This is a genomic window from Clostridium sp. (genome assembly GCF_036646415.1).
Lineage (GTDB): Bacteria > Bacillota > Clostridia > Clostridiales > Clostridiaceae > Clostridium_J.
Genome location: NZ_JAVXMF010000009.1, coordinates 19492 through 41221, shown reverse-complemented (window position 1 = coordinate 41221; position 21730 = coordinate 19492). Strand labels below are relative to the sequence as shown.

Below are 21730 nucleotides of genomic sequence, written 5' to 3'. Positions count from 1 at the left end.
TTTTTCATATTTATGGAAATAAGTATTGACATGATTAATTGTAAGTTGTATTATTGTATTAAGGAGTTAATACAATAATACAACGGAGGTGATTAAATGGCATGGGAATTTAAGGATCAAAGGCCTATATATATTCAATTAATAGAGCAGATAAAACTGAAAATAATATCAGGAGAATACAAGCCAGGCCAAAAGTTTCCAACTGTAAGAGAGTTGGCAGAAGAGGCATCGGTAAACCCTAATACTATACAAAAAGCTTTAGCAGAGTTAGAACGGATAGGTTTTGTTTATAGTCAAAGAACTAGTGGAAGATTTATTACGGAGGATGTAGATATGATAAAAGATATTAAGCTAGACATAGCTAAAGAGCAAGCGGTAAATTTTCTTGAAAGTATGAAAAGTTTAGGACTTAGCAGTGGGGAAATCATGGAGTTTGTAGAAAAAATGGCAAAGGAGATGGAGTAATGAGTGAACCTATTTTAGAATGTAAGGGACTAGTAAAAAAGTATGGCAATAAGGAAGCACTTAAAGGTATTGATTTAACTTTAGAAAAGGGTAAAATAATTGGACTTTTAGGCCCTAATGGTAGTGGGAAAACAACTTTAATAAAGCTAGCGAATGGGTTATTGAAGCCAACAGCTGGAGAAGTAAAAATTGCAGGCTTTACACAAGGTATAGAAACTCAAAAAATAGTTTCCTATCTTCCAGAAAGAACTTATCTTAATGAATGGATGAAGGTATCTGATATTATAGCTTTTTTCAAAGATTTCTATGAGGATTTTGATGAAAAGAGAGCCTATGATATGTTAAATAAATTAAACATTGAATCAGATGTTAAACTTAAGACATTATCTAAAGGAACTAAAGAGAAGGTTCAACTTATTTTAGTTATGAGTAGGCAAGCACAACTATACTTATTAGATGAGCCTATTGCAGGAGTAGATCCAGCAGCAAGGGATTATATTTTAAACACTATAATAAGCAATTATAATGAAAATGCAACTGTAATAATTTCAACTCATCTAATAGCAGATATAGAGAAAATTTTAGACGATGTTATCTTTATATCTAATGGAGAAATAATGCTACAAAAAAGTGTAGATGAAATAAGGGAAAGTAGCGGAAAGACAGTGGATGAGCTATTTAGGGAGGTATTTAAATGCTAAGAAAATTAATGAAATATGAATTTAAGGCTACAGGCAGAATAATGCTACCTCTTTATGCAGCATTACTAGGCTTTACAATTATTAATAAACTATTTATTGGAACTAACTTAGATAAAGTCAATATGGATTTCTTAGGGGGAATTCCTGCTATTATAACAATGCTAGGATATACTGCAACTATGATAGCAATTTTTGTAGGAACACTTTTTATAACTGTACAAAGATTTTATAAAAACCTATTTGGAGATGAAGGATATTTAATGAATACCATCCCAGTAAAAAGTTCACAAAATATAGTTAATAAATTGATAGTATCTATAGTATGGACTATAATAAGTGCCATTGTAGCAGCAATTTCTATATTTATAATGGCATATGATCCAGATGTACTTAAACAAATAATTAGAGAACTTAGAAATGTTTATTCTGAAATTGGATCAAATATCATTGGTATTATAGAATTTATAATCCTTGGAATTGTATCTTTAGCTCATCAAATTATGATGCTTTATGCAGCTCTGTCTATAGGCCAGTTGTTTAAATCAAAAAAATTATTAGGAGCATTTGCTGGATTTATGATAATAAGTATTGTTCAACAAGCAATAGTAGGGATAGGTGCAACTATATTATTTTCAAACGCGAATTATGTTAATATATCTCCACAATATGCATTACTTTGTGTGATAATTGCTTCGTTATTTTTCTTCACAATTTTATTTTATATAACTAATTACATTTTAAAGAACAAACTTAATTTAGAATAACAATGAAAAATTTTAAGCTCCAGTTTTAGTAATAAACTTAAACTGGAGCTTATTTTTTTGTTAAACTATATATTAGACTTATGTAAATTAAAACTATCCTTTACAAATAATTAGAATTACAATGAATGAGAATAATATATAAAGATATGCACACGCTAAATAAAAGTGAGGTGCTATAATGGATAAAAAACTAAGCCTTATAATGTTTAGTGGAGAGTATGATAAAGCTTTAGCCGGATTAATACTGGCAAATTCAGCTAAAGAATTAGGAATGGAAGTATCTATGTTTTTTGCATTTTGGGGTCTACTTCTATTGAGAGACCCTAATACATCTATAAACGAAGGCAAGTCTTCGCTAGAGAAAATTATGGGAACAATGACTACAAAAGGTCCAGATGAATTACCCATTTCTAACATGAATTTTAACGGTTTGGGGAAAAAATGCTTGAAGCTATGATGAAGGAAGATGGAACACCAGCCCTTTCAAAATTCCTAGAAGGCGCTGTAAAAAAAGGTGTTAAATTCTATGGTTGTAAGCTTTCAATGGAAGTTATGGGTTTTAAAGAAGAAGAACTCATTCCTGAACTAGAGGTAATTGAAGCTACAGATTATCTAAAGGATGCACTTCAATCAGATATACAATTATTTATATAATGGTAATCTTAGGGATAATATTCTATGAGTATTTCAAAAATGAGCTATACATAATAACACAAGTATGTTCTTTGGAAGTAATATAAACTCTGTATTCAATTCTAGCTTTTGGTTTAACATAACATTTATTCAATATATAATTCTAACTGTTGCAGCTATTTATATCATAAGCATAATAGTAGTAGTTGTAAGCATGTTTATATCAAGTAAAGTAAACAGTTATATAGCGGGAATTGGAGTTCAGGTGCCAATCTTATTTGTAATTGGTAGATTGACATCAGGGATTTTAGTAAATAAATTATTTGTATTATATACACCTAAATATTTAGCATTAGCTATATACTTAGGTGTAATAGCAATTACACTAGCAATCACCATACTATCAATCAGAAAAGGAGAAGTATAGATATTATTAATTAACGTAATAAATTAATTAGTATCATCTATTAAAAATCCAGTGAAAATAAATACTTTCACTGGATTTTTTTCATGCTATTTTATTGATTTACACCTTAAAATTCTAACAATACATATAGTTTAATTTATAAAAGTTTTATTTTTACAAAAATCAAATATATATATATGTATAAAAACTACGTTTTGCTCTAGGAGGTTTAATTCTAGTTATACCAAGGGCTTGAATGCCCAAGAACATAAAAACATAAAAACATGGGAAGGAGAAATGAAAAATGGCAAACCCAAAATTAATTTTTAGTGAGGATGGAATCATTGAAACTATTTATAATTATGTTTTATTAATAGAAGAAGAGGAACCTTCAAATCATATTGAAAAATATGAGGAAGATGTAGAAGATGCTTATGCTTACATGAATATAGAGGATATTAAGAAGTTAGAAGCGGAGAAAAAGAAACTTAAGAATATATCTAAATCTAAGATTCATAAGAAGCCACACTTAGATAGCAATTTCTATGGACTACCCAAATAATAGCACAGAATCACGCAAAAATAAAAACCTGAATTTCGAAGAGTGCATGACTATTCAGCTGCGTCTCAAAGATTGGCATTCACCAAATAGAATAGCTAAAGAGTTAAAGCGGACCAGGAATACTGTTCTCAATGAAATGCACCGTAGCACTACTACCCAGATTAAACAAGGGAAATATATTGATACTTACCTTGCAGATACAGGTGAAGCCATTTATAAAAAGTATTGTTTAAATTCTTGTCGTACATTTAAACGTCTAGAATGCTATGACTTTATTAACTATGCTGTATCTAAGATAAAGAATGATTCATGGTCACCAGATGCTTGCGTAGGAAAAAACCTTGAAACGGGCAAATTTGAACAATCTCAAATAGTTTTCACTAAAATCTTATATAACTATATTGATCTTGGGTTGATACTTGTTAAAAATATAGACTTACCAATGAAGCTACGCAGAAATACTAAGCCAGCAATTATAAGAAAACATAAGAAGAAACTTGGCAAAAGTATCGCGAAGCGCCCAAGTGACATAAATAGTCGTGAGGAATTTGGCTATTGGGAGATAGATACAGTTATTGGTGAAAAATCTTGTGATGATTGTGTTCTTTTAACCATTCTTGAGCATATGACCAGAAATGTCATTGTCCGTAAAATCGAGTCCAATAGTGCTAATGCAGTCATGAATGAGATTAGCAGTATCAGAAAGCTATATGGCCATGAATTCAGCCAAGTTTTCAAAACAATAACTGGTGACAATGGCTCTGAATTTACCGAATTATCCACACTTGAAATTGATATAATATACGTAGCATAAGTAATCACAAGAATTTAGGCCATATATAGAAATTAGTTCAATTTGTTATTGCAATTTGCCTGATGGAAATGTAGATACAACTTTATTATTTTCTATTGTCTGCATAAGTTTTTGACAATATTCAATCTCATCTTCAAGAAGCCCATTATTTATTATATTTTCATATAGACTGCATATAAATATTGTAAACATACTGTAAAGTTTAACTAAATATGTTGAAATATGTGACAATACTGTATATGATTGTCACATATGCAGGATTCAAACTATAAATTGAACTGTATATAAAAAAATTTAGGGGGAGATACTATGAAAAAAATTATTACTATAATATTATCTTTTTGCTTAATGTTATCAGGAACTGTTGTTTTTGCAGATGAGCCTGAAAATAATTTAGAAAAAGATAATGTAACAAACTATTGGGCAGAAAGGTTTCCATCTTTTAAAGAATCTGTAGATAATAATTCTTTAGGTAAATTAGTTGGAAGTAATGAAATGTATGTTAAATATACACCTAAAGATACTTCTGATGTAAAATCTTTTAACTCAAAGTCAGAAAATGAGTTCACATCAGAGTTATTTACTAAAGAAGAGTATGATTGTGAAATCATTAAAGAAAATATTAAAACAAGAAGTATTGGAGGTTTTGAACCTAATGGAAGTTGTAGTTGGCTTAGGCTAGATTTACAAGTCTATGATACTCCTACCTATGGGGAATACTCTGCAACTAGTTTTTGGGAATGGAAGACAAATCCACAATTCAGACTTAATGATTTAAATGGTATTTATGTATCATCGGAAATGATCATTGGTAAAAATACACCTACAAATTCAATGAGTGCTGAATTTAGGTATAAAGAGCAAAATTCTAATGTTTGGTCTATATCTCGTCCTGGAACTACTTTAAGCCAATTTGGAAATGGAATTGCAGTTGCAATCAACCTTCCTGGTGATTCTGAATTATTTACCCATAATTCATTTAGAGGAATGTTAACAACTCCAATTAAATTTAGTAATAATAGTAGTAATAGTGCTCGTGTATTTACATCTTATGGACACTCTTATATATCAATAGGTTCACCTTCATTTGGTTCAGATGGTAAACCTAGCTTTGGATTTACAAATGCAAGAAATGAACATAGTGGTTCAGTTCTTATAGAAAGATAATGAGTTCTTTTACAAAAAAAATCATTACCTCTCTTGTTATATCAATAATAATTTTAGCTGTATTTATATATGGTCTAGGTTTATTATTTACTGGTACAGGTGGTGACATAATTATAATAGCACTTTCCATACATTTTACGATAATTTTATGTACATTAGTTATAATAGAAAAATTGGGCGAAAAATAATATATCAAAATATAATCCTTGTGATTTAATTGAGTATTATTTAATCATAAAAATACACAAATAGACATAACTCCATGATTAATTATGGATGTTATGTCTATTTGTGTATTATAATATTAAACATAATTGTTGTTCGATAATTAATTTATGAAGAAACTTATTGATGATGATTAACTTTTATTTTAGGCATTAAAAAAGACAGTTCAAAACTGCATTACTTAGGGGTAGGGCTAACATTTCCAATTTAAAATGTAGCAGTATATGGCTAGATATTTTATTGAAGAGAAGGGGGTAAAATATGTATTATTAGGAATTCCAGTTTCAGTGGCAGAGCTTTTAAATATATATTTAGAAACAGGAGACGAAAACGCTTTAAAAAATGTAATTAATAAATTTGAGGGCACATTTGCCCATAACCAAGATACTTATAATTTATATAAGTTTTATTATGAATATAATAAGCATCTACCAGAGGATAAAAAAATCTCTTTTGTTGGAGTTGATATTGAGCATAATCCTGTAGTAACTGGGGTGTATATAAATAATTTAATCAAAGATTTAGGAGAGCCTGATGAGAAAATAAAAGATATGGTGGAAAGTATTATGGACAACTTGGAAGCGCTCATGTATATAAGATAATGAGAAGTGAATATACTGACGGAGAAGATCCTATTAATACCTTTGCTAATAGTATTAATAATGATTATGAACCACTTAAAGGTAAGGTATACTCAATGATGTATAAGTATATAAATTCTTATTGTAGTATAAGTGGTAATGAATATAGTTTATCAGATATAAATATACCGTACACTGGGAAGGGGTCTGTAAGATTATATACGCAAGAAAATGATAAAAGAACTTATAAGATATTTCAAGACCGTGGACTTAAACCAGAAGAATTAGGAGATATATTTTTCATAATTAAAGATTCCAAGGCCTCACCTAGATTTACTGGAGAATAGATATAGGGCTATTGCAACATTGCAATGGCTATTTTAAATTATGCATTAATGAATTAATTAACGAATAATTTATTGGTTTTATAAGGAGAAATTACTATGTATGCTTTTCTTTGTGGTAAAATAAACCTAATAAAAGTAGAAAACAAAAGGGGAAATGTATCATGAAGAAGACCATTGGGATATTTGCGCATGTAGATGCTGGGAAGACCACATTTTCAGAGCAATTGCTTTATCATACAAATAGCATTAGAACTAGAGGGAGAGTTGATCATAAGGAGGCTTTCTTAGATAGTCACAAGATAGAAAAGGAACGAGGCATAACGGTTTTTTCAGATATAGGGATTTTTAATTATAAGGATGATAATTATTATTTAATAGATACCCCTGGTCATATAGATTTTTCTCCTGAGATGGAGAGAGCTATTGGTGTTTTGGACTATGCTATAGTTTTAATAAGTGCAGTAGAAGGAGTACAGGGACATACAGAGACGGTATGGAATCTACTTCAAAAGAACAGTATTCCCACCTTCATATTTATAAATAAGATAGATAGAGAAGGTTCACGAGTAGATGCGGTACTTGATGAGATGAGAAATACATTGAATAGTAATGTATGTTTATTACCTGAGAGAAGTTTACAAGGTTTAAAGGAAGAAACTATTGAATTTATAGCAGATAGAGATGAAGAATTATTAGAGATTTATTTAGAAAATGGATATAATGAAGAACTTTGGATAACTAAGCTTAAAAATCTTATTAAAGAAAATAAGGTTTTTATTGGAATTACTGGAGCGGCTCTTTTAGATGAAGGAGTTGAGGAGTTTTTAGAAATATTTCATTGCCTTACATATACTAGTTACAGTGAAAATCTAAAAGAAGCTATTAATATAAAAAGTTTAGGCGAAGATAAAGAGATCTTTAAGGCTAGAGTATTTAAAGTAATATATGATGAAAAGGGTAATAGAATAACTTTTTTAAAGGGTATTGAGGGTGAACTAAGAGTTAAGGATCAGATTACTTATAAGGCTAAAGGGCAAGAGTTAAGTGAAAAGATAAATGAAATTAGAAGTTACAATGGAAGTAGGTATGAAGGAAGAGATAATCTAGTTCCAGGAGAAATTTTAGGAGTAGTTGGACTTAGTTCTCTTAATCCTGGTATGGGTATAGGGGTATCAGATATAGTGAATTATGAAATGGTACCAACTTTAAGAGCTAAGGTAATTTTTGAGGAAAAGCTAAATCAACGAGATGTACTAAAGTTTTTCAAGATACTAGAAAGTGAAGAAAGTAGTTTAAATGTAATTTGGAGTGAAGAGTTTCAACAGATTCATATAAGCATAATGGGAAGTATTCAACTAGAGGTTCTAAAAGAAGTGTTAAAGGATAGATTTGATTTGAAGGTTGAATTCGGTACTCCAGAAATATTATATAAGGAAACAATTAGAGGTGAAGGAGATGGATGTGGACACTTTGAGCCCCTCCGTCATTATGCAGAAGTTTATTTAAAATTGGAAGAGGGACCAAGAGGTTCCGGTATAACCTTTGAAAATAAATGTCATAGTGATTTTTTAACCACAGGAAATCAAAACTTAATTAGAACTCATATCTTCGAAAAGGAACATAGAGGAATACTTACAGGGTCAACTATTACAGATATAAAGGTAACTTTAGTTACAGGAAGAGCCCATAATAAGCATACTGAGGGCGGAGATTTTAGAGAAGCTACAAAACGTGCTTTAAGACAGGGGTTAGAGAAGGTAGAAAACATATTGTTAGAACCCTACTATAAATTTAAAATAGATGTTGATATTAATCTTATGGGAAGAGTTCTTAGTGATATACAAAAAATGAGTGGAGAATTTGAAGAGCCAAGAAGTTATAGTAATAGAGTAATAATTACAGGGAGAGGTCCTGTTGCGACTTTCATGAATTATTCCCTAGATTTTCAAGCTTTTACACGAGGAAAAGGAAGTCTTAGTCTAGTTTTCTTAAGATATGATATTTGTCATAATACAGAGGAGATTATAGAAAAGAAGGGCTACAATAAAGATGCAGATCCGGAATATACTTCATCTTCAATATTTTGTGCAAAGGGAGTGGGTTACTCCGTTCCTTGGGATCAGGTCAGGGAGCATATGCACTGTTTAAAATAAAAGCGTAATAAAAATGTAGTGAATTTTGAAATAGGATATAGAGACCTAAATACAAAGTAGTATATAATGAAAAAAGAGTTAAAGATAATTTACACTAAAGGAGAGAAATTACAATGGAAAAAATTTATTATAAAGATCAATATATAAAAGATTTTGTGGCAGAACTTGAGAGAGTTGAAGAAAAGGATGGTAGGTTCCATGTTGTACTAGATAAAACAGCATTCTTCCCAGGTGGAGGAGGACAGTTTTGTGATTTAGGTACTATAGAAAATGAAAAGGTAATAGACGTATACGAAGAAGATGGTGTAATCTATCATGTTTTAGAAAAGAAGCCTATAAAGATACACAAATTAAAATGTTCTATAGACTGGGATCGAAGAAGAGATGGTATGGATCAGCATCTAGGACAACACGTATTATCTGGTTGTTTTTATAAGATATTTAATGCTAACACAGTTGCTTTTCATATGGGAAGAGAAATATGTACTGTGGATATAGAGGGAATCTTAGAAGAAGATAAGATAAGAGAAGCTGAAAAAGCAGCAAATCTTATCATTGGAGATAATTTAAAGGTTGAATTTTTAATTCCTGATAAAAGAGAATTAAAGAAAATGGGACTTAGAAGAGCACTTCCTAATACTAATGAAGAGATAAGAGTTGTTAAAATTGATGATTTAGATATAAATGCTTGCTGTGGTGTACATCCAAGTTCAACACTAGAGCTTAGAATGATTAAGGTAAGAAGATGGGAAAAACATAAGGGGGCAACAAGAATAGAATATGTTGCAGGAAGAAGAGCTGTTGAGGATTCTTTTAAGAAGGATAGATTTACAACAAGTGTATGTAGATACTTAAATGCCAGTGAAGATGAAGCTATAAATGGAATAAAGAATTTAAATGAAAAGCTTAAAGAAGCTTTAGACAAAAATAAGAAAATAAGCGAAGACGTAGCTGTTTATCAAGTAAAGGAAATGATAGAGCTAGGGGAAAAAGTTGGAGATGTTACTGTAGTTAAAAGGATATATGATAAGGAAGATGTAAAACATGTAGGTAAGGTTGCATCAAAAATTGTAGAGAGCATTAATACTATAGTATTAATGGCAGTAAAGAGTGAGGATAGAGCTAATTTAATCTTTGCGGCGTCAAAGGATTTCAAGGGAGTGTCCATGAATGAACTTCTAAAAGATGCAATTACTTTGATTGATGGAAAGGGTGGCGGAAGCAGTCATCAAGCTCAAGGAGCAGGGAAAAACAACAATAATCTTGATTCTACTTTAGATTACGCTGTTAATAAAATTAAACAAAAACTATAATTAATTAGTAATTTTAGTTAATTATAAAAGAATAAAATATATGTAGTAAATAGCTGTGAATCTTTAAGGTTTACAGCTGTTTTTTACAATAAAAGTATTTCTGACAGCACAGATATATTGCGAGAACTTAATGCATTTACAAGAAGAACGTCATATAACTATTTTGAGCCAAATGATAAATATGCATTAGAGGAACTAAAAAAATACATAAAATACAAGTATAGAATATTAGTTGTGGAAGTCTATATTTTGTTGAAACTGTTGTAAAAATATTCTTAATAACTCATTGAAATTTTGTTATAGTTGTTATATTATATATATAACAACTATAACAAAAGGGGTGTGGGTTTAATGTTAACAGTAAAAAACTTATCAAAGTCTTATAGTAAGGGTAAAAAGGTTGTAGACAACGTTTCAATAGATGTAAAGCCAGGAGAAATTTTTGGTTTTATTGGACATAATGGTGCAGGAAAAACTACAACTATTAAAGCCGTAGTAGGAATCCTAGATTTCGAAGAAGGAACTATTTTAATCAATGGTAATGACATAAAGAAAGAGCCAATGAAATGTAAGAGGGAGATAGCGTACATTCCAGATAATCCTGATTTATATAATTCATTAACTGGAATACAGTATTTAAACTTCATTGGAGATATTTTTGAAGTGTCTAAGGAACAGAGGGAGAAGCTTATAAAGAAATATAGCGACGCATTTGAACTTACTAAGTCTCTTGGAGATTTAATTTCATCCTACTCTCATGGTATGAAGCAGAAGCTAGCTTTAATATCTGCATTAATTCATAACCCAAAGTTATTAATCTTAGACGAGCCTTTTGTAGGACTAGACCCAAAGGCAACTCATATTTTAAAAGGATTTATGAGAGAATTGTGTGATGGCGGTGGAGCAATATTTTTCTCAACTCACGTTTTAGAGGTAGCAGAGAAACTATGTGATAATATTGCAATTATTAAGGGTGGAAAAATTGTGGCTTTAGGAACTACAGATCAGGTTAAGGGTGATGGAAGTCTTGAAGAAATATTTATGGAGTTGATTGATAATGAGTAAACTAGGGATTTTATTAAAAACAAATATTATAAATTCATTAGGTATAAACAATATCAAAAATGCAAAAAGAAATGGAGCTAAAAATACCTTTGTTGGAGCAAGTATTTTAATAGGAATTGTAGCTATTGGAGCGTTGATTATTTTCTACGCTTCTGGACTTGCAATGATGTTAAAGCAATTTGGGATGGTAGATTTAATATTAATTAGCGCAGTTGCTATGACTGTTATGTTTACCTTCTTTACTTCGGTTTATAAAGCCCAAGGAGTTCTATTTGGATCAAGAGATTTTGAAAATTTAATGAGTTTACCAATAAAACCGGGTGTAATTCTTACCAGTAAAATGTTAGAATTGCTATTATTAAATTATTTGTTCACAGCACTTATAATAATTCCAACATCTATAGTGTATTTTAGAAATGTAAATGTAAGTCCAGTATTCTTTGTATTTATGGTAGTTGCAATTATATTTATACCACTTATACCAATAGTTTTGGCATCAGTTTTTGCCTTTGGACTTAGCTATCTTTCTTCTAAGACGAGATATAAAAATGCAGTTTTAACTATATTAAGCATTGTACTATTAATTGGAGTAATGGCTGCATCCTTTAAAATGAATGATATCATGAACTATGTTATGGTTAACAGCACATCTATATCAGAAGCTATAAATAAGATATATCCACCTGGATTTTATTATGCTGATGCATTAGCAAATTTGAATATAGTATCATTAGGAAAGCTAATTATATGGTCTTTAGTTCCATTTATTGTGTTTGTTGCTGTTTTTGCTAGAAGCTTTAAAGAGATAAACTTGAGACTTGGAGAAACCTATAAGAGGTCAAATTATAAGATGACTTCTTTAAAAACATCATCACAGGTAGAGGCTTTATTAAAAAAGGAACTGAAGAGATATTTGTCTTCTTCCATTTATGTTATGAACACTTCTGTAGGAGTAATCCTAGTTATTGTAGCAGCGGTTATGGCATTATTTGTTGGGGGGGAGGGATTAGTTAAATTCATGGTTCAATCTAGTGATGTGGATATCTCAATGATGATGCCTGTAATGATGGACTTACTTCAATTTATACCTCTAATAATAATTTCTTTTGGAGTAGGACTAAGTTGTACAACGGGTTCATCTATCTCACTGGAAGGAAAAAATCTTTGGATTTTAAAATCTTCCCCAGTTAGTGCCATGAATATATTTAAAGGAAAAATTTGTGTAAACCTAGTTATTTTGATGCCTTCTATAATATTATGCACAGTTTTATTCTGGATAGGTTTAGATTTAACATTGATTAATGCAATGTGGACACTAATAATACCCACACTGCTTTCAGTACTTGTATCAGTATCAGGAATAATAATTAACTTATACTTTCCAAAGTTAGATTGGAAAAATGAGACACAGGTAGTTAAGCAAAGTTTAAGTTCTATGATGAGCATGTTTATGGGTGTAATTTTAGTAGCAATAGTAATTGGAATATGCTATCTTTCTATTAAGTACCTTAAAATAACTAACATTTATATGTATCTTGGTGGTATAACAGCTTTACTTGTAATCTTAGATACATTATCAATAATAATCTTAAAAACAAAGGGAGAAAAATTATTTAACAAATTAGGTTGTTAGATAGGAGATGAGAATTTGATTTTAAAAATAGACTTTGACTCCGAGATATCTATATATCTTCAAATTAAAAACCAAGTTATAGAAGGAATTGCTAAGGGTCAAATAGAAGAAGGCGAAGAACTTCCATCGGTACGAGGCTTAGCTGAGGACATTGGAGTAAACATGCATACAGTAAACAAAGCCTATTCCCTTTTAAAGGATGATGGATATATAAAGATCGATAGAAGAAAAGGCGCATTTATATCTTTAAATCTAAAAGGGTCCCAGGAAAAATTTGAGGAAAATTTCAGATGTGAACTAGAATATTATATGGCAGAATGCTTTAATAGAGGGATAAGCAAAGATGAAATTAAAGAGGGAATAGATAATATCTTTAATGAATTTATGAAAGGAGATAATTAGTATGGAGAAGTGGATGCCTTTGATTACAGTTAATATATCCATATTAATGATGCTCACCATAACTTATTATATGAACAAATTATCAAATAGTGGTGTATTTTTTGGAGTTAGATTTCCTAAGAAGTACCTAAATGAGCCTGAGTTAAAGGTACTAGAGAAATCCTTTAGGCATATAGTGTTAGTTTTATATATAGCTATTCTTAGTGTGGTAAATATGGGATACTTTCTATTATCTAACTCTAATGAAGGTATTTTAGAAGCTATAGTAGCAGTAGTCATGTTTGCAGTTTTAGCTTCAAATGTTATATTATTTATTCCCTTTCATAAGAAAACTAAAGAATTAAAGAGGGAAAAGGGGTGGACTTACAAAACTAAGAATGTAGTTGTAGTAGATACTACCTTAAGAAAACCAAAGAAAGATGAAAAGATTAGACCTATAAATTCTAAGTGGTTCTTGTTATTATTTATATTTCCTATAGCTATGGGAGCATTGACGCTATATAAATATAATACTTTACCGGGAATTATGGAAATGCCATATTCAAACTTTGGACAGTTTGAAAAAGGAACATTAAGAGGATTGTTTGCATTATATGAACTTCCCCTATCACAGCTATTTTTAGTAATCACATTATCTCTTATCAATGTAATGATAATTAATTCAAAAGTAGATTTAAATAGTGGAAGTATAGAGGAAGCAGTAATAAGAAAAAAGCGGTTTAAGAGATTAGGGTCAATAATGATGATGGTTATGGCAATTATAATGTTAACTTCATTTTCTGTAATACAAGGATCTATGCTCTTTAGATTTGAAGCTGCACCAATGGAATTTTTATTCACCCTAATGTTATTTTTAATGATAATTATTTTCATAGTATTATTCATTAGAATTGGACAAAATGGAAAAATTACTGAAGGTTTAGAGGAAAAAGATGATTTATACAAGGACGATGATAATAATTGGATACTAGGTAGTTTATACTATAATAAAAATGATCCAGCTTGGATGGTAGAAAAGAGAATTGAAATTGGTTGGACATTAAACTTTGGACATCAAAAATCATGGATTGCTATAGGCATAGTTATTATTTTTATAATAGCTTCAATGGTTATAAGTAGGGTAGTTGGTTAAGTTTCAAATATTAAGAAAATAAAAATAAATAGTTATCAGCAATATAACTAAATAACAAAGCCTATATCTTTAATTATTATGTAATAAGATATAGGCTTTGATTTATATGTGAAAAAATAACTAGTAAGTATTCTGGTCTATTTTGCGTAATATCCTTAGAATATTTGACCTAATATTTTATTTCATATGCATTAAATAAATTTCATCTAGAGATTTTTTGCCCATAAAATGTTGAACTAAATACCCCATAATAATAACACCAGGAATATCTATGATAAGCCTTGCTATAGTAAATTTATAGCCTATAGCTGAAACTTCAAATATTAATGTGGAGATTTTAGTAACACACCAAGCATTCATAAATATAATTATATTGCTAAATTTTACACCTTTTTTTAGAAGCACTGCAGTAAATGGAAAGGCTGCATACATAGGTCCAGCAGCGATAGAACCTACTAGCATGGCAAGGGCTACACCCATGAATCCAGAATCATCTCCCATATACTTTATAAGAGTTTCACGAGGAATCCATACATCTATAAGTCCAAGGATTATCATAATAGGTGGAAGTACACTGAGCATTTGCATAAAGCTAGACTGAGCACTTAAAAAACTCTTAGTAGCTAAATGAAAGTCAAAGAAAAATATTATTATAAGCACAAGTAATGAAATAAGAAAGAAGGAGTATCTTTTTAATATTCTATATAGGTTTCTCATAGTAAAAACACAACCTTACCAATAAAGAAAGCAACTACAAATGCAAATAGAAATGCTATAAAATTTCTAAGAAAGGCAGCCTTTTTTCCCATATATCTTGATTCAAGAGAAAAAGTCATAATACCAACCATGGTAAGGGTAGAAATCAAAGCTCCAACTTGAGGATATCCAGCACCGCTTTGAAGTAGAGAATTACCAGTAGAGAAAGCTACAAAGGTAGGCATCATGGTTATTGAACCAATGATTGAAGAGGTAAGTATTCCGAAAAATCCAGAATTTGAACCTATTAATTTAGAGATAGTATTTGGTTCTATTAGGGATAAAAGTATACCAACAGTAATAATAATACCTAAGAACTGAGGCATTATATTTTCAAAGGATTTAAAGGCAATTTTGATAGCTTTTATAGTTTTATCTTTACTTTTAATAAAAGAAATTATAAGTAATATAAAAGCTAAGGTATATAAAATAACTCCTGTCATAATATCACTTCCAATAAGGTTATTTATTATAATATGAATATTACAAGTTGATGGTGATTTTTAATAAGTGTAATATTAAGATTATAAGGTGGTAATGATATTAGACTATAAGGGTTTAGTTAACAGATTTTATAAGATTAGGAGATGACAGCATGGAGATATTTACAATTGGACATTCAAATTATACTGTAGAGAAGTTAATAGATATGCTAAGACATTATCATATAAATTGTGTTGTAGATATAAGAGGGATCCCATATTCAAAATATAATATTCAGTTTGATAAGGAAACTATAAGAGAAACTCTAACAAAAGAGGGTTTTATATATATTTATATGGCAAAGGAATTTGCAGCTAATAGGGAAAATAAAATATCTTATTTTGATGAGGGATATTCAGATTTTCAAAGAGTAATTTATGAAGAGGATTTTAAAAGTGGAATTGAAAGATTAGGTAGTGGATGTGAAAAAGGTTATAGGATAGCACTAATGGGAGCAATGCAAGATCCTATAAGGTGTCATAGAAGTATTCTAGTTGGAAGAGCATTAAGAAATAGTAAATTCCAGGTTAAACATATTTTAGATGATTACTCTTTAGCATCACAAGAAGAAATTGAAGAGAATCTGCTGGAAAAATATTTTAGCAATAGAGGGCAGATGACTATAGATAGTCTTTTGGGAAATGAGCCTACAGAGCAGGAATTGATAGAAGAAGGATATAGAATTGCAAATAAAGAGATCGGATATAGAGTAGAACACTTAAGTAATAAACAAAATTCTTAGCATCTATGATACTTGGCGTTATTATTTATAAAAAATACAGTTTTAATCTAGGCGGTTTAACCCTAGTCATATGAGGGGTTTAACCGTGGAAGAACATAAAAACATAAAAAGCTAAAATGTGAAAAAATAAGAAGTGAAGTTTCCTTAAACAAGAAACTCCATTTCTTGTTTTTATTATTCATTTTATGATGAAGTTGCTGATTTCTTATCAAGTATAAGGTTATAAGTTAGTCCAGTTACAACTAATAAACCACCTAAAACTTTACCTATGGATAATTCACCTAAGGTTATAAAATCTAAAAATATTCCTACAAATAATTGTCCTACAAATAGAAATAAAGTTAGATAAAATACAGATATTTTAGGAGTTAGGTAACTAGATAAACCAACTACGATAACTCCCATAAGACCACCAAGATATGCCATAGGTGGAATGCTTTGTCGGATACTAGCAGGTATGAAAATAGATTCACTACTAAATATTAAGAATATGATAGATAAAATCAATCCTACCACATAGTTGAAGAATGTACTTTGAAAAATTCCAATTTCATTTGCTAGGTTAGAATTTATAATTCTTGATATAACATTAGATACTCCAGCTAGGATTGAAACTATAATTACAATATAAAACATTTATTATCTTTAGTGAAAATATAAAGAAATTTCACTAAAGTTCACCTCCTTTTATATAGGGCTATATTTTATGATAATGTTGATTGGCAATTTAATATTAAGAAATACTACTTAAAATATAGTTATCTATTATCCGATTGTCATTATGACGATTCCTAAAACTATAATAATCAAACCTAGGATTTTTTTATTTTCGAATTTAACTACTTTCATTCCAAGTAATCCATAGTGGTCAATTACCATAGATGAAATAGCTTGACCTAATAATGATAAACAAATTGTTAATGAAGCACCAAGTATAGAAAAACTAAGATTTGTGAATAGTACTGTGAATACACCTATAGCACCTGCACTATATAAAAAAATAGGAAGTTTTTGCTTAAATGATATTTTTGATTTTGTAATTATTAGTACTAAAAGCATTGCTATAAGACCTACTGCATGAATAATTACACTGGAGGTATAGTTTCCAATACGGTTAGATAACATACCATTAACGCTAATCATCAGTGCAATTAAACCACCTAAAAATATAGAAATAAAATTATACATATTAACCTCCTTCAATTACGAAGTGATTCTTAGCTTAAGATGAAGTTTAATTAAGGAAAGTGACTAAATCTATAACTTAGAATAACTTATCCAGGGTCGTAATAGTTCTTATCTCCCAAGCAAATAAATGGGAGTAGTACAACTAACAGACACTTGATAAACTAAATTTATCATAATTTAGTTGAGAAGTACTATGACATATGTCATAGTTAAGTGAGAATTTGAATTTTAAGTTTAATTCTTGTAATTCAAGGGAACATATGGAGTTTATATTTAGATTGAAGAAGTCACCTCATATAATAAAGCTAAAGGAGTTGTCTATACTTAAGTGTATATGTGAAGGCGATTTATATAAAATAAAGATAGGATGATATTATGAATAAGGTAAATAATCGTAAACTTATGGATAAGTACATTGATAAATATAATATTAATGAAATTTTCAGTAAGGATATGAGTAAACACATGGAGTTATTTTTATTTAAACCAAACGAATATTTGTGCAAGGCAGATGAAACAATAGATTACCTTTTCTTTTTTGTGGAAGGAAAAGCTAAGGTGTATGTAGGATTAGAAAATGGAAAGTCATTGTTATTATGTTTCTACTATCCTTTTATGATGTTAGGGGATTTAGAACTAATTAATTCCGCTAAGGCCACAACAAATACTCAAGTTATAGAAGAAACTTATTGCATTGGGCTGAGTTTAGATAAAGTAAGGGATGAATTATTAAATGATGCAAAGTTTTTAAGAGTTATATGTGATTCTTTAGGAAGTAAGTTAGAAAGAGCATCAAAGAATAGCTCTATTAATTTGTTGTATCCTTTAGAAAATAGATTAGCAAGTTATATAATGGTTACTAAAGAAGAAGATATTAAAGGTGGAGAAAAAATTTGGATGTTTAATGAAAATTTAACAGAGATCAGTGAACTACTAGGAACTAGCTATAGACATCTTCTCAGAACATTAAATAAATTAATTAACAGTGGAGTTTTAAAAAAAGATGGAGTTAATTATGAAGTAGTAGATGAGCGTGTATTAAGCGAACTTGCTGTAGATTTATATAGATAAAAATAATAAAAAGAAAATATTTACAAATAAGTTTTATTATGATATTATAGTATTATATTAAAATAAAAGTTAAATTAAATTTGAAGGGAGTTGTTGTATTATGATGAAAAGAAAAGAAGTAAGAAAAAATGAAATATTATATACGGCTGCTCCAAATATGAATTTTTAATATGATTTTTATCTAGAATAATCCAAAATAATTAAGAGATATTAGTATGATAAGAATAAATTTACTACTAATTGATTTTTAATAATATTATTAAAAAAGTTCTAGTTTGATAAAAATACTAAATTTAAATTTATTGCCTTGGAGTAGCTATCATTAACTATCCAGGGCTTTTTGGCGCCCAAAAATAAAATTGTGTGGAGGCAGATATATTGAATAAAGAAAATTTAAGTATTAAAGAAGAACTAGAAGGAAATAAAAATATGAAAAGTGAAGGTGAATGTATAATAGAGAGAAAAATAGATATACAAATAGATAGTAAAATAGAAACTAAGGATTATGACATCCTTAGGAAAATGGGATTTAATAAAAAAATAGAAGAGTGTTGGAAAGATAATTTTAGTAAGTATTCATTAGGAAGAGTTGGTACACAGTACAGAAGTTTATATAAAATAATAACTAATAATGGTGAAGTATCTGGAAGTGTATCAGGGAAACTGCAATATGAATTAATTAATAAAAAGGATTATCCAGTAGTTGGAGATTGGGTAGCTTTTGAGGATACAGGAAACGGAGAAGGTATAATACATGGTGTATTGCCTAGAAAAACTTTAATCTGTAGAAAGGTTGCGGGGATAAAAAGTGATGAACAAGTATTAGCTACTAATATAGATAAAGTCTTTATAACCATGTCATTAAATCATGATTTTAATCTTAGGAGATTAGAGAGATATATAAATATTGGATGGGACAGTGGAGCTACACCTATTTTAATACTAACTAAAGCTGATTTATGTGAGGACGTCGAAGAAAAGTTAAAAGACCTTGAGATTGTGACACTGGGAATTGATATAATAACGGTAAGTTCATTAACCGGGGAAGGTGTAGATGTTGTACAAAGCACTATAAACACTAGTGATACTATAGTTTTTATTGGATCTTCAGGGGTAGGAAAATCAACTCTAATTAATAAGCTATTAGGTGAAGAACTTCAAATTACAAAAGAAGTTGGAGAACATGACAAGGGAAGACATACTACTACTCATAGAGAGTTATTCATTATGCCAAGAGGTGGAATAATTATAGATACTCCAGGTATGAGAGAACTACAGTTAAGTCAAGGTGATATAGAAACTACTTTTAAGGATATAGAGGAGTTAGCTGAGAAATGTTGTTTCTCAGATTGTAAGCACAAAAGTGAACCCAAATGCGCAATAAAGGAAGCAATCAAAAATGGTGACTTATCTGAGGCTAGGTTTAAAAGTTATGAAAAGCTAAAGAAAGAATTGCACAATCACGAGCAGAGAATGAAATACAAAGAACGCATAAATGAAAGAAAAGCCAGGAAAAGTAAAAGGTAAAAAGGTTAGATTATATTAGTAGATTGATAAGAATTGATTGATTTGTTGTGAAATATAAAAAACTATATATAAATTTAATATATAAATCAAAATTACTTAAATACCATAAATCTACAAAATGGATTTGTGGTATTTTCTTACTAAGAATATGTTATAATAACTGTACAATATTTGAAAAATTGGAGAGAGTGTAAATATGAGAATAACTAGGGATAGAAAATTTTATAAATTACTTTTTAGTATATCAATACCTATAGCCATACAAAACTTAATTACCTTTGCTGTTAGTATGCTTGATACAATAATGGTTGGATCTTTGGGAGAAGTTCAATTATCATCAGTAGCTATAGCAAACAACTTATTCTTTATACTTATGATATTAATGTTTGGACTAGCAGGTGGTTCTAATATTATGATATCTCAATACTGGGGAAAGAAGGATGTAGACACAATACATAAGATACTTTCAATAATGTATAGAGTATCCATTGCTATAATAATTATATTTATAGGAATAGCAGCAGTATTACCAAAGGAGTTTATGAGTATATTTTCTAATGATATAGCAGTAATTGAAGGTGGTGCTAGTTATCTTAGAATAGTATGCATAGGATATTTATTTTATGGAGTAACAAACTGTACAATAATGATGCTTCGTTCTGTTAAAACTGTAAAAATATCTATGGTGGTATATAGTGTGTCGCTAGTTATAAATGCCTTTTTTAACTGGATATTCATTTTTGGCAAATTTGGAGTTCCTGCTATGGGAATACAGGGTGCAGCAATGGCTACAGTACTAGCTAGAATTGCAGAATTCATAATAATTTTAGTATTCATGAAGTGTTTTGAAAATAAAATAAATTTAAGGCCTAAACATTTACTTAAGGTTGATAAAGTTATATTTAAAGACTTTGCTTCTACATGTACACCAGTATTATTTAATGAACTACTATGGTCTACGGGAGCATCTATGATTGCTGTAATTGTAGCAGAACTAGGGACAAGTACTGTAGCAGCTAATAGTATAAATGGTGTAGCACATCAATTTGTAACAGTATTTATATTTGGATTATCTAATGCAACGGCTGTAATAATTGGAAATACTATTGGTGAAGGTAAAAAACATAAGGCAAGGGAATATGCATTTACTATTGGAGTTTTTAGTATACTCATGGGAGTTATGGCAGGTATAATAGTATATTTAATACGACCATTAATTGTAGAATTTTACAATGTTCCTGAAGCAACTAAATTAATTGCAATGGAAATAATGAGTGTAACTTCCATTGTTGTAGTATTTCAAGCATTAGGAGTTAACATGATGATGGGAGTGCTACGAGGTGGAGGAGATGCTAAGTTTGTGCTTTTAAATGATATTCTATTTATGTGGTGTGTAGCTATACCTGGGGGATTCATAGCTGTAAGAATATTTAATTTACCTATTGTTCCAGTGTTTTTTATCATTAAATCAGATGAAATAATAAAATCATTTGTGGCAATAATAAGGGTATCAAGTGGGAAATGGGTAAGAGATGTAACAAGAGATTTTTCAGTAGAAATAGAAACTTAAGTTAATAAATAGATAAATAGGTAAATAGAT

General features: G+C 29.7%; 23 protein-coding genes and 1 pseudogene. 20 read left to right on the top strand and 4 right to left on the bottom strand.

From position 1 onward, the window contains the following. The first annotated feature begins 96 nt into the window (after nt 1–96). The 16 genes and pseudogenes from RSD37_RS08195 to RSD37_RS08120 all read left to right on the top strand — a co-directional run bounded on the left by RSD37_RS08195 (nt 97) and on the right by RSD37_RS08120 (nt 14363). Complete coding sequence (locus tag RSD37_RS08195; RefSeq protein WP_346946234.1) at nt 97–465, top strand: GntR family transcriptional regulator; 369 nt, start codon at nt 97–99, stop codon at nt 463–465. After that, entirely contained in the window at nt 465–1166 is a 702-nt protein-coding gene (locus RSD37_RS08190) for an ABC transporter ATP-binding protein (protein WP_346946233.1), read from the top strand. Before RSD37_RS08195 ends, RSD37_RS08190 begins: the two co-directional genes overlap by 1 nt. Next, entirely contained in the window at nt 1160–1930 is a 771-nt protein-coding gene (locus RSD37_RS08185; protein WP_346946232.1) for an ABC transporter permease, read from the top strand. Before RSD37_RS08190 ends, RSD37_RS08185 begins: the two co-directional genes overlap by 7 nt. A gap of 178 nt (nt 1931–2108) precedes the next feature. Beyond that, nucleotides 2109–2584 (top strand): annotated as a pseudogene (locus RSD37_RS08180) (DsrE/DsrF/DrsH-like family protein). A 193-nt stretch (nt 2585–2777) separates the two neighbouring features. After that, complete coding sequence (locus RSD37_RS08175) at nt 2778–2990, top strand: hypothetical protein (RefSeq protein WP_346946231.1); 213 nt, start codon at nt 2778–2780, stop codon at nt 2988–2990. Nucleotides 2991–3273: 283 nt separating this feature from the next. Next, entirely contained in the window at nt 3274–3531 is a 258-nt protein-coding gene (locus tag RSD37_RS08170) for a hypothetical protein (protein WP_346946230.1), read from the top strand. Beyond that, nucleotides 3515–4345, top strand: a complete 831-nt coding sequence (locus tag RSD37_RS08165) for an IS30 family transposase (RefSeq protein WP_346946229.1) — start codon at nt 3515–3517, stop codon at nt 4343–4345. The genes RSD37_RS08170 and RSD37_RS08165 overlap by 17 nt, the downstream gene beginning before the upstream one ends. Nucleotides 4346–4654: 309 nt before the next feature. Beyond that, nucleotides 4655–5512 carry a hypothetical protein gene (locus RSD37_RS08160; RefSeq protein ID WP_346946228.1) on the top strand — a complete coding sequence of 286 codons (858 nt, stop codon included), beginning with the start codon at nt 4655–4657 and terminating at the stop codon, nt 5510–5512. Nucleotides 5513–5961: 449 nt separating this feature from the next. Further along, the gene (locus tag RSD37_RS08155; RefSeq protein WP_346946227.1) at nt 5962–6339 is read left to right on the top strand and encodes a hypothetical protein; all 378 of its coding nucleotides are present in this window, start codon (nt 5962–5964) and stop codon (nt 6337–6339) included. Beyond that, the gene (locus tag RSD37_RS08150; protein WP_346946226.1) at nt 6339–6665 is read left to right on the top strand and encodes a hypothetical protein; all 327 of its coding nucleotides are present in this window, start codon (nt 6339–6341) and stop codon (nt 6663–6665) included. The genes RSD37_RS08155 and RSD37_RS08150 overlap by 1 nt, the downstream gene beginning before the upstream one ends. A gap of 161 nt (nt 6666–6826) precedes the next feature. Beyond that, nucleotides 6827–8818 carry a translation factor GTPase family protein gene (locus RSD37_RS08145; RefSeq protein WP_346946225.1) on the top strand — a complete coding sequence of 664 codons (1992 nt, stop codon included), beginning with the start codon at nt 6827–6829 and terminating at the stop codon, nt 8816–8818. A 113-nt stretch (nt 8819–8931) separates the two neighbouring features. Then, nucleotides 8932–10131 (top strand): DHHA1 domain-containing protein, encoded by a 1200-nt coding sequence (locus tag RSD37_RS08140; protein ID WP_346946224.1) that lies wholly within the window; start codon nt 8932–8934, stop codon nt 10129–10131. Nucleotides 10132–10482: 351 nt separating this feature from the next. Further along, nucleotides 10483–11196, top strand: coding sequence for an ABC transporter ATP-binding protein (locus RSD37_RS08135; RefSeq protein WP_346946223.1), 714 nt, complete (start codon nt 10483–10485; stop codon nt 11194–11196). Continuing rightward, nucleotides 11189–12829 carry an ABC transporter permease gene (locus RSD37_RS08130; RefSeq protein ID WP_346946222.1) on the top strand — a complete coding sequence of 547 codons (1641 nt, stop codon included), beginning with the start codon at nt 11189–11191 and terminating at the stop codon, nt 12827–12829. The genes RSD37_RS08135 and RSD37_RS08130 overlap by 8 nt, the downstream gene beginning before the upstream one ends. A gap of 15 nt (nt 12830–12844) precedes the next feature. Beyond that, entirely contained in the window at nt 12845–13231 is a 387-nt protein-coding gene (locus tag RSD37_RS08125; protein ID WP_346946221.1) for a GntR family transcriptional regulator, read from the top strand. Between the two features lies 1 nt (nt 13232). After that, complete coding sequence (locus tag RSD37_RS08120; protein ID WP_346946220.1) at nt 13233–14363, top strand: DUF5808 domain-containing protein; 1131 nt, start codon at nt 13233–13235, stop codon at nt 14361–14363. Nucleotides 14364–14540: 177 nt separating this feature from the next. On the opposite strand, the gene RSD37_RS08115 is transcribed toward RSD37_RS08120, so the two are convergent. Both RSD37_RS08115 and RSD37_RS08110 read right to left on the bottom strand, forming a co-directional pair. Then, a complete protein-coding gene (locus RSD37_RS08115) occupies nt 14541–15080 on the bottom strand; it encodes a permease (protein ID WP_346946219.1) in 540 nt (179 codons plus the stop codon). Continuing rightward, nucleotides 15077–15562 (bottom strand): permease, encoded by a 486-nt coding sequence (locus tag RSD37_RS08110; RefSeq protein WP_346946218.1) that lies wholly within the window; start codon nt 15560–15562, stop codon nt 15077–15079. The genes RSD37_RS08115 and RSD37_RS08110 overlap by 4 nt, the downstream gene beginning before the upstream one ends. Before the next feature lie 152 nt (nt 15563–15714). Between RSD37_RS08110 and RSD37_RS08105 the strand changes: the two genes are divergently transcribed. Further along, a complete protein-coding gene (locus tag RSD37_RS08105; RefSeq protein WP_346946217.1) occupies nt 15715–16344 on the top strand; it encodes a DUF488 domain-containing protein in 630 nt (209 codons plus the stop codon). A gap of 183 nt (nt 16345–16527) precedes the next feature. Here the strand turns inward: RSD37_RS08105 and RSD37_RS08100 are convergent, their stop codons facing one another. Continuing rightward, nucleotides 16528–16980 (bottom strand): DMT family transporter, encoded by a 453-nt coding sequence (locus RSD37_RS08100; protein ID WP_346946216.1) that lies wholly within the window; start codon nt 16978–16980, stop codon nt 16528–16530. Between the two features lie 129 nt (nt 16981–17109). Further along, entirely contained in the window at nt 17110–17532 is a 423-nt protein-coding gene (locus RSD37_RS08095; protein WP_346946215.1) for a DMT family transporter, read from the bottom strand. Between the two features lie 375 nt (nt 17533–17907). Here RSD37_RS08095 and yeiL point away from each other — a divergent pair, with 375 nt between their 5' ends. The 3 genes from yeiL to RSD37_RS08080 all read left to right on the top strand — a co-directional run bounded on the left by yeiL (nt 17908) and on the right by RSD37_RS08080 (nt 21700). Beyond that, entirely contained in the window at nt 17908–18603 is a 696-nt protein-coding gene (gene yeiL / locus RSD37_RS08090; protein WP_346946214.1) for a transcriptional regulator YeiL, read from the top strand. Nucleotides 18604–18981: 378 nt separating this feature from the next. Then, on the top strand, nt 18982–20130 hold the full coding sequence (gene rsgA / locus RSD37_RS08085) for a ribosome small subunit-dependent GTPase A (RefSeq protein WP_346946213.1): 1149 nt from the start codon (nt 18982–18984) through the stop codon (nt 20128–20130). A 196-nt stretch (nt 20131–20326) separates the two neighbouring features. Beyond that, nucleotides 20327–21700, top strand: a complete 1374-nt coding sequence (locus RSD37_RS08080) for an MATE family efflux transporter (protein ID WP_346946212.1) — start codon at nt 20327–20329, stop codon at nt 21698–21700. Nucleotides 21701–21730: the final 30 nt, after the last annotated feature.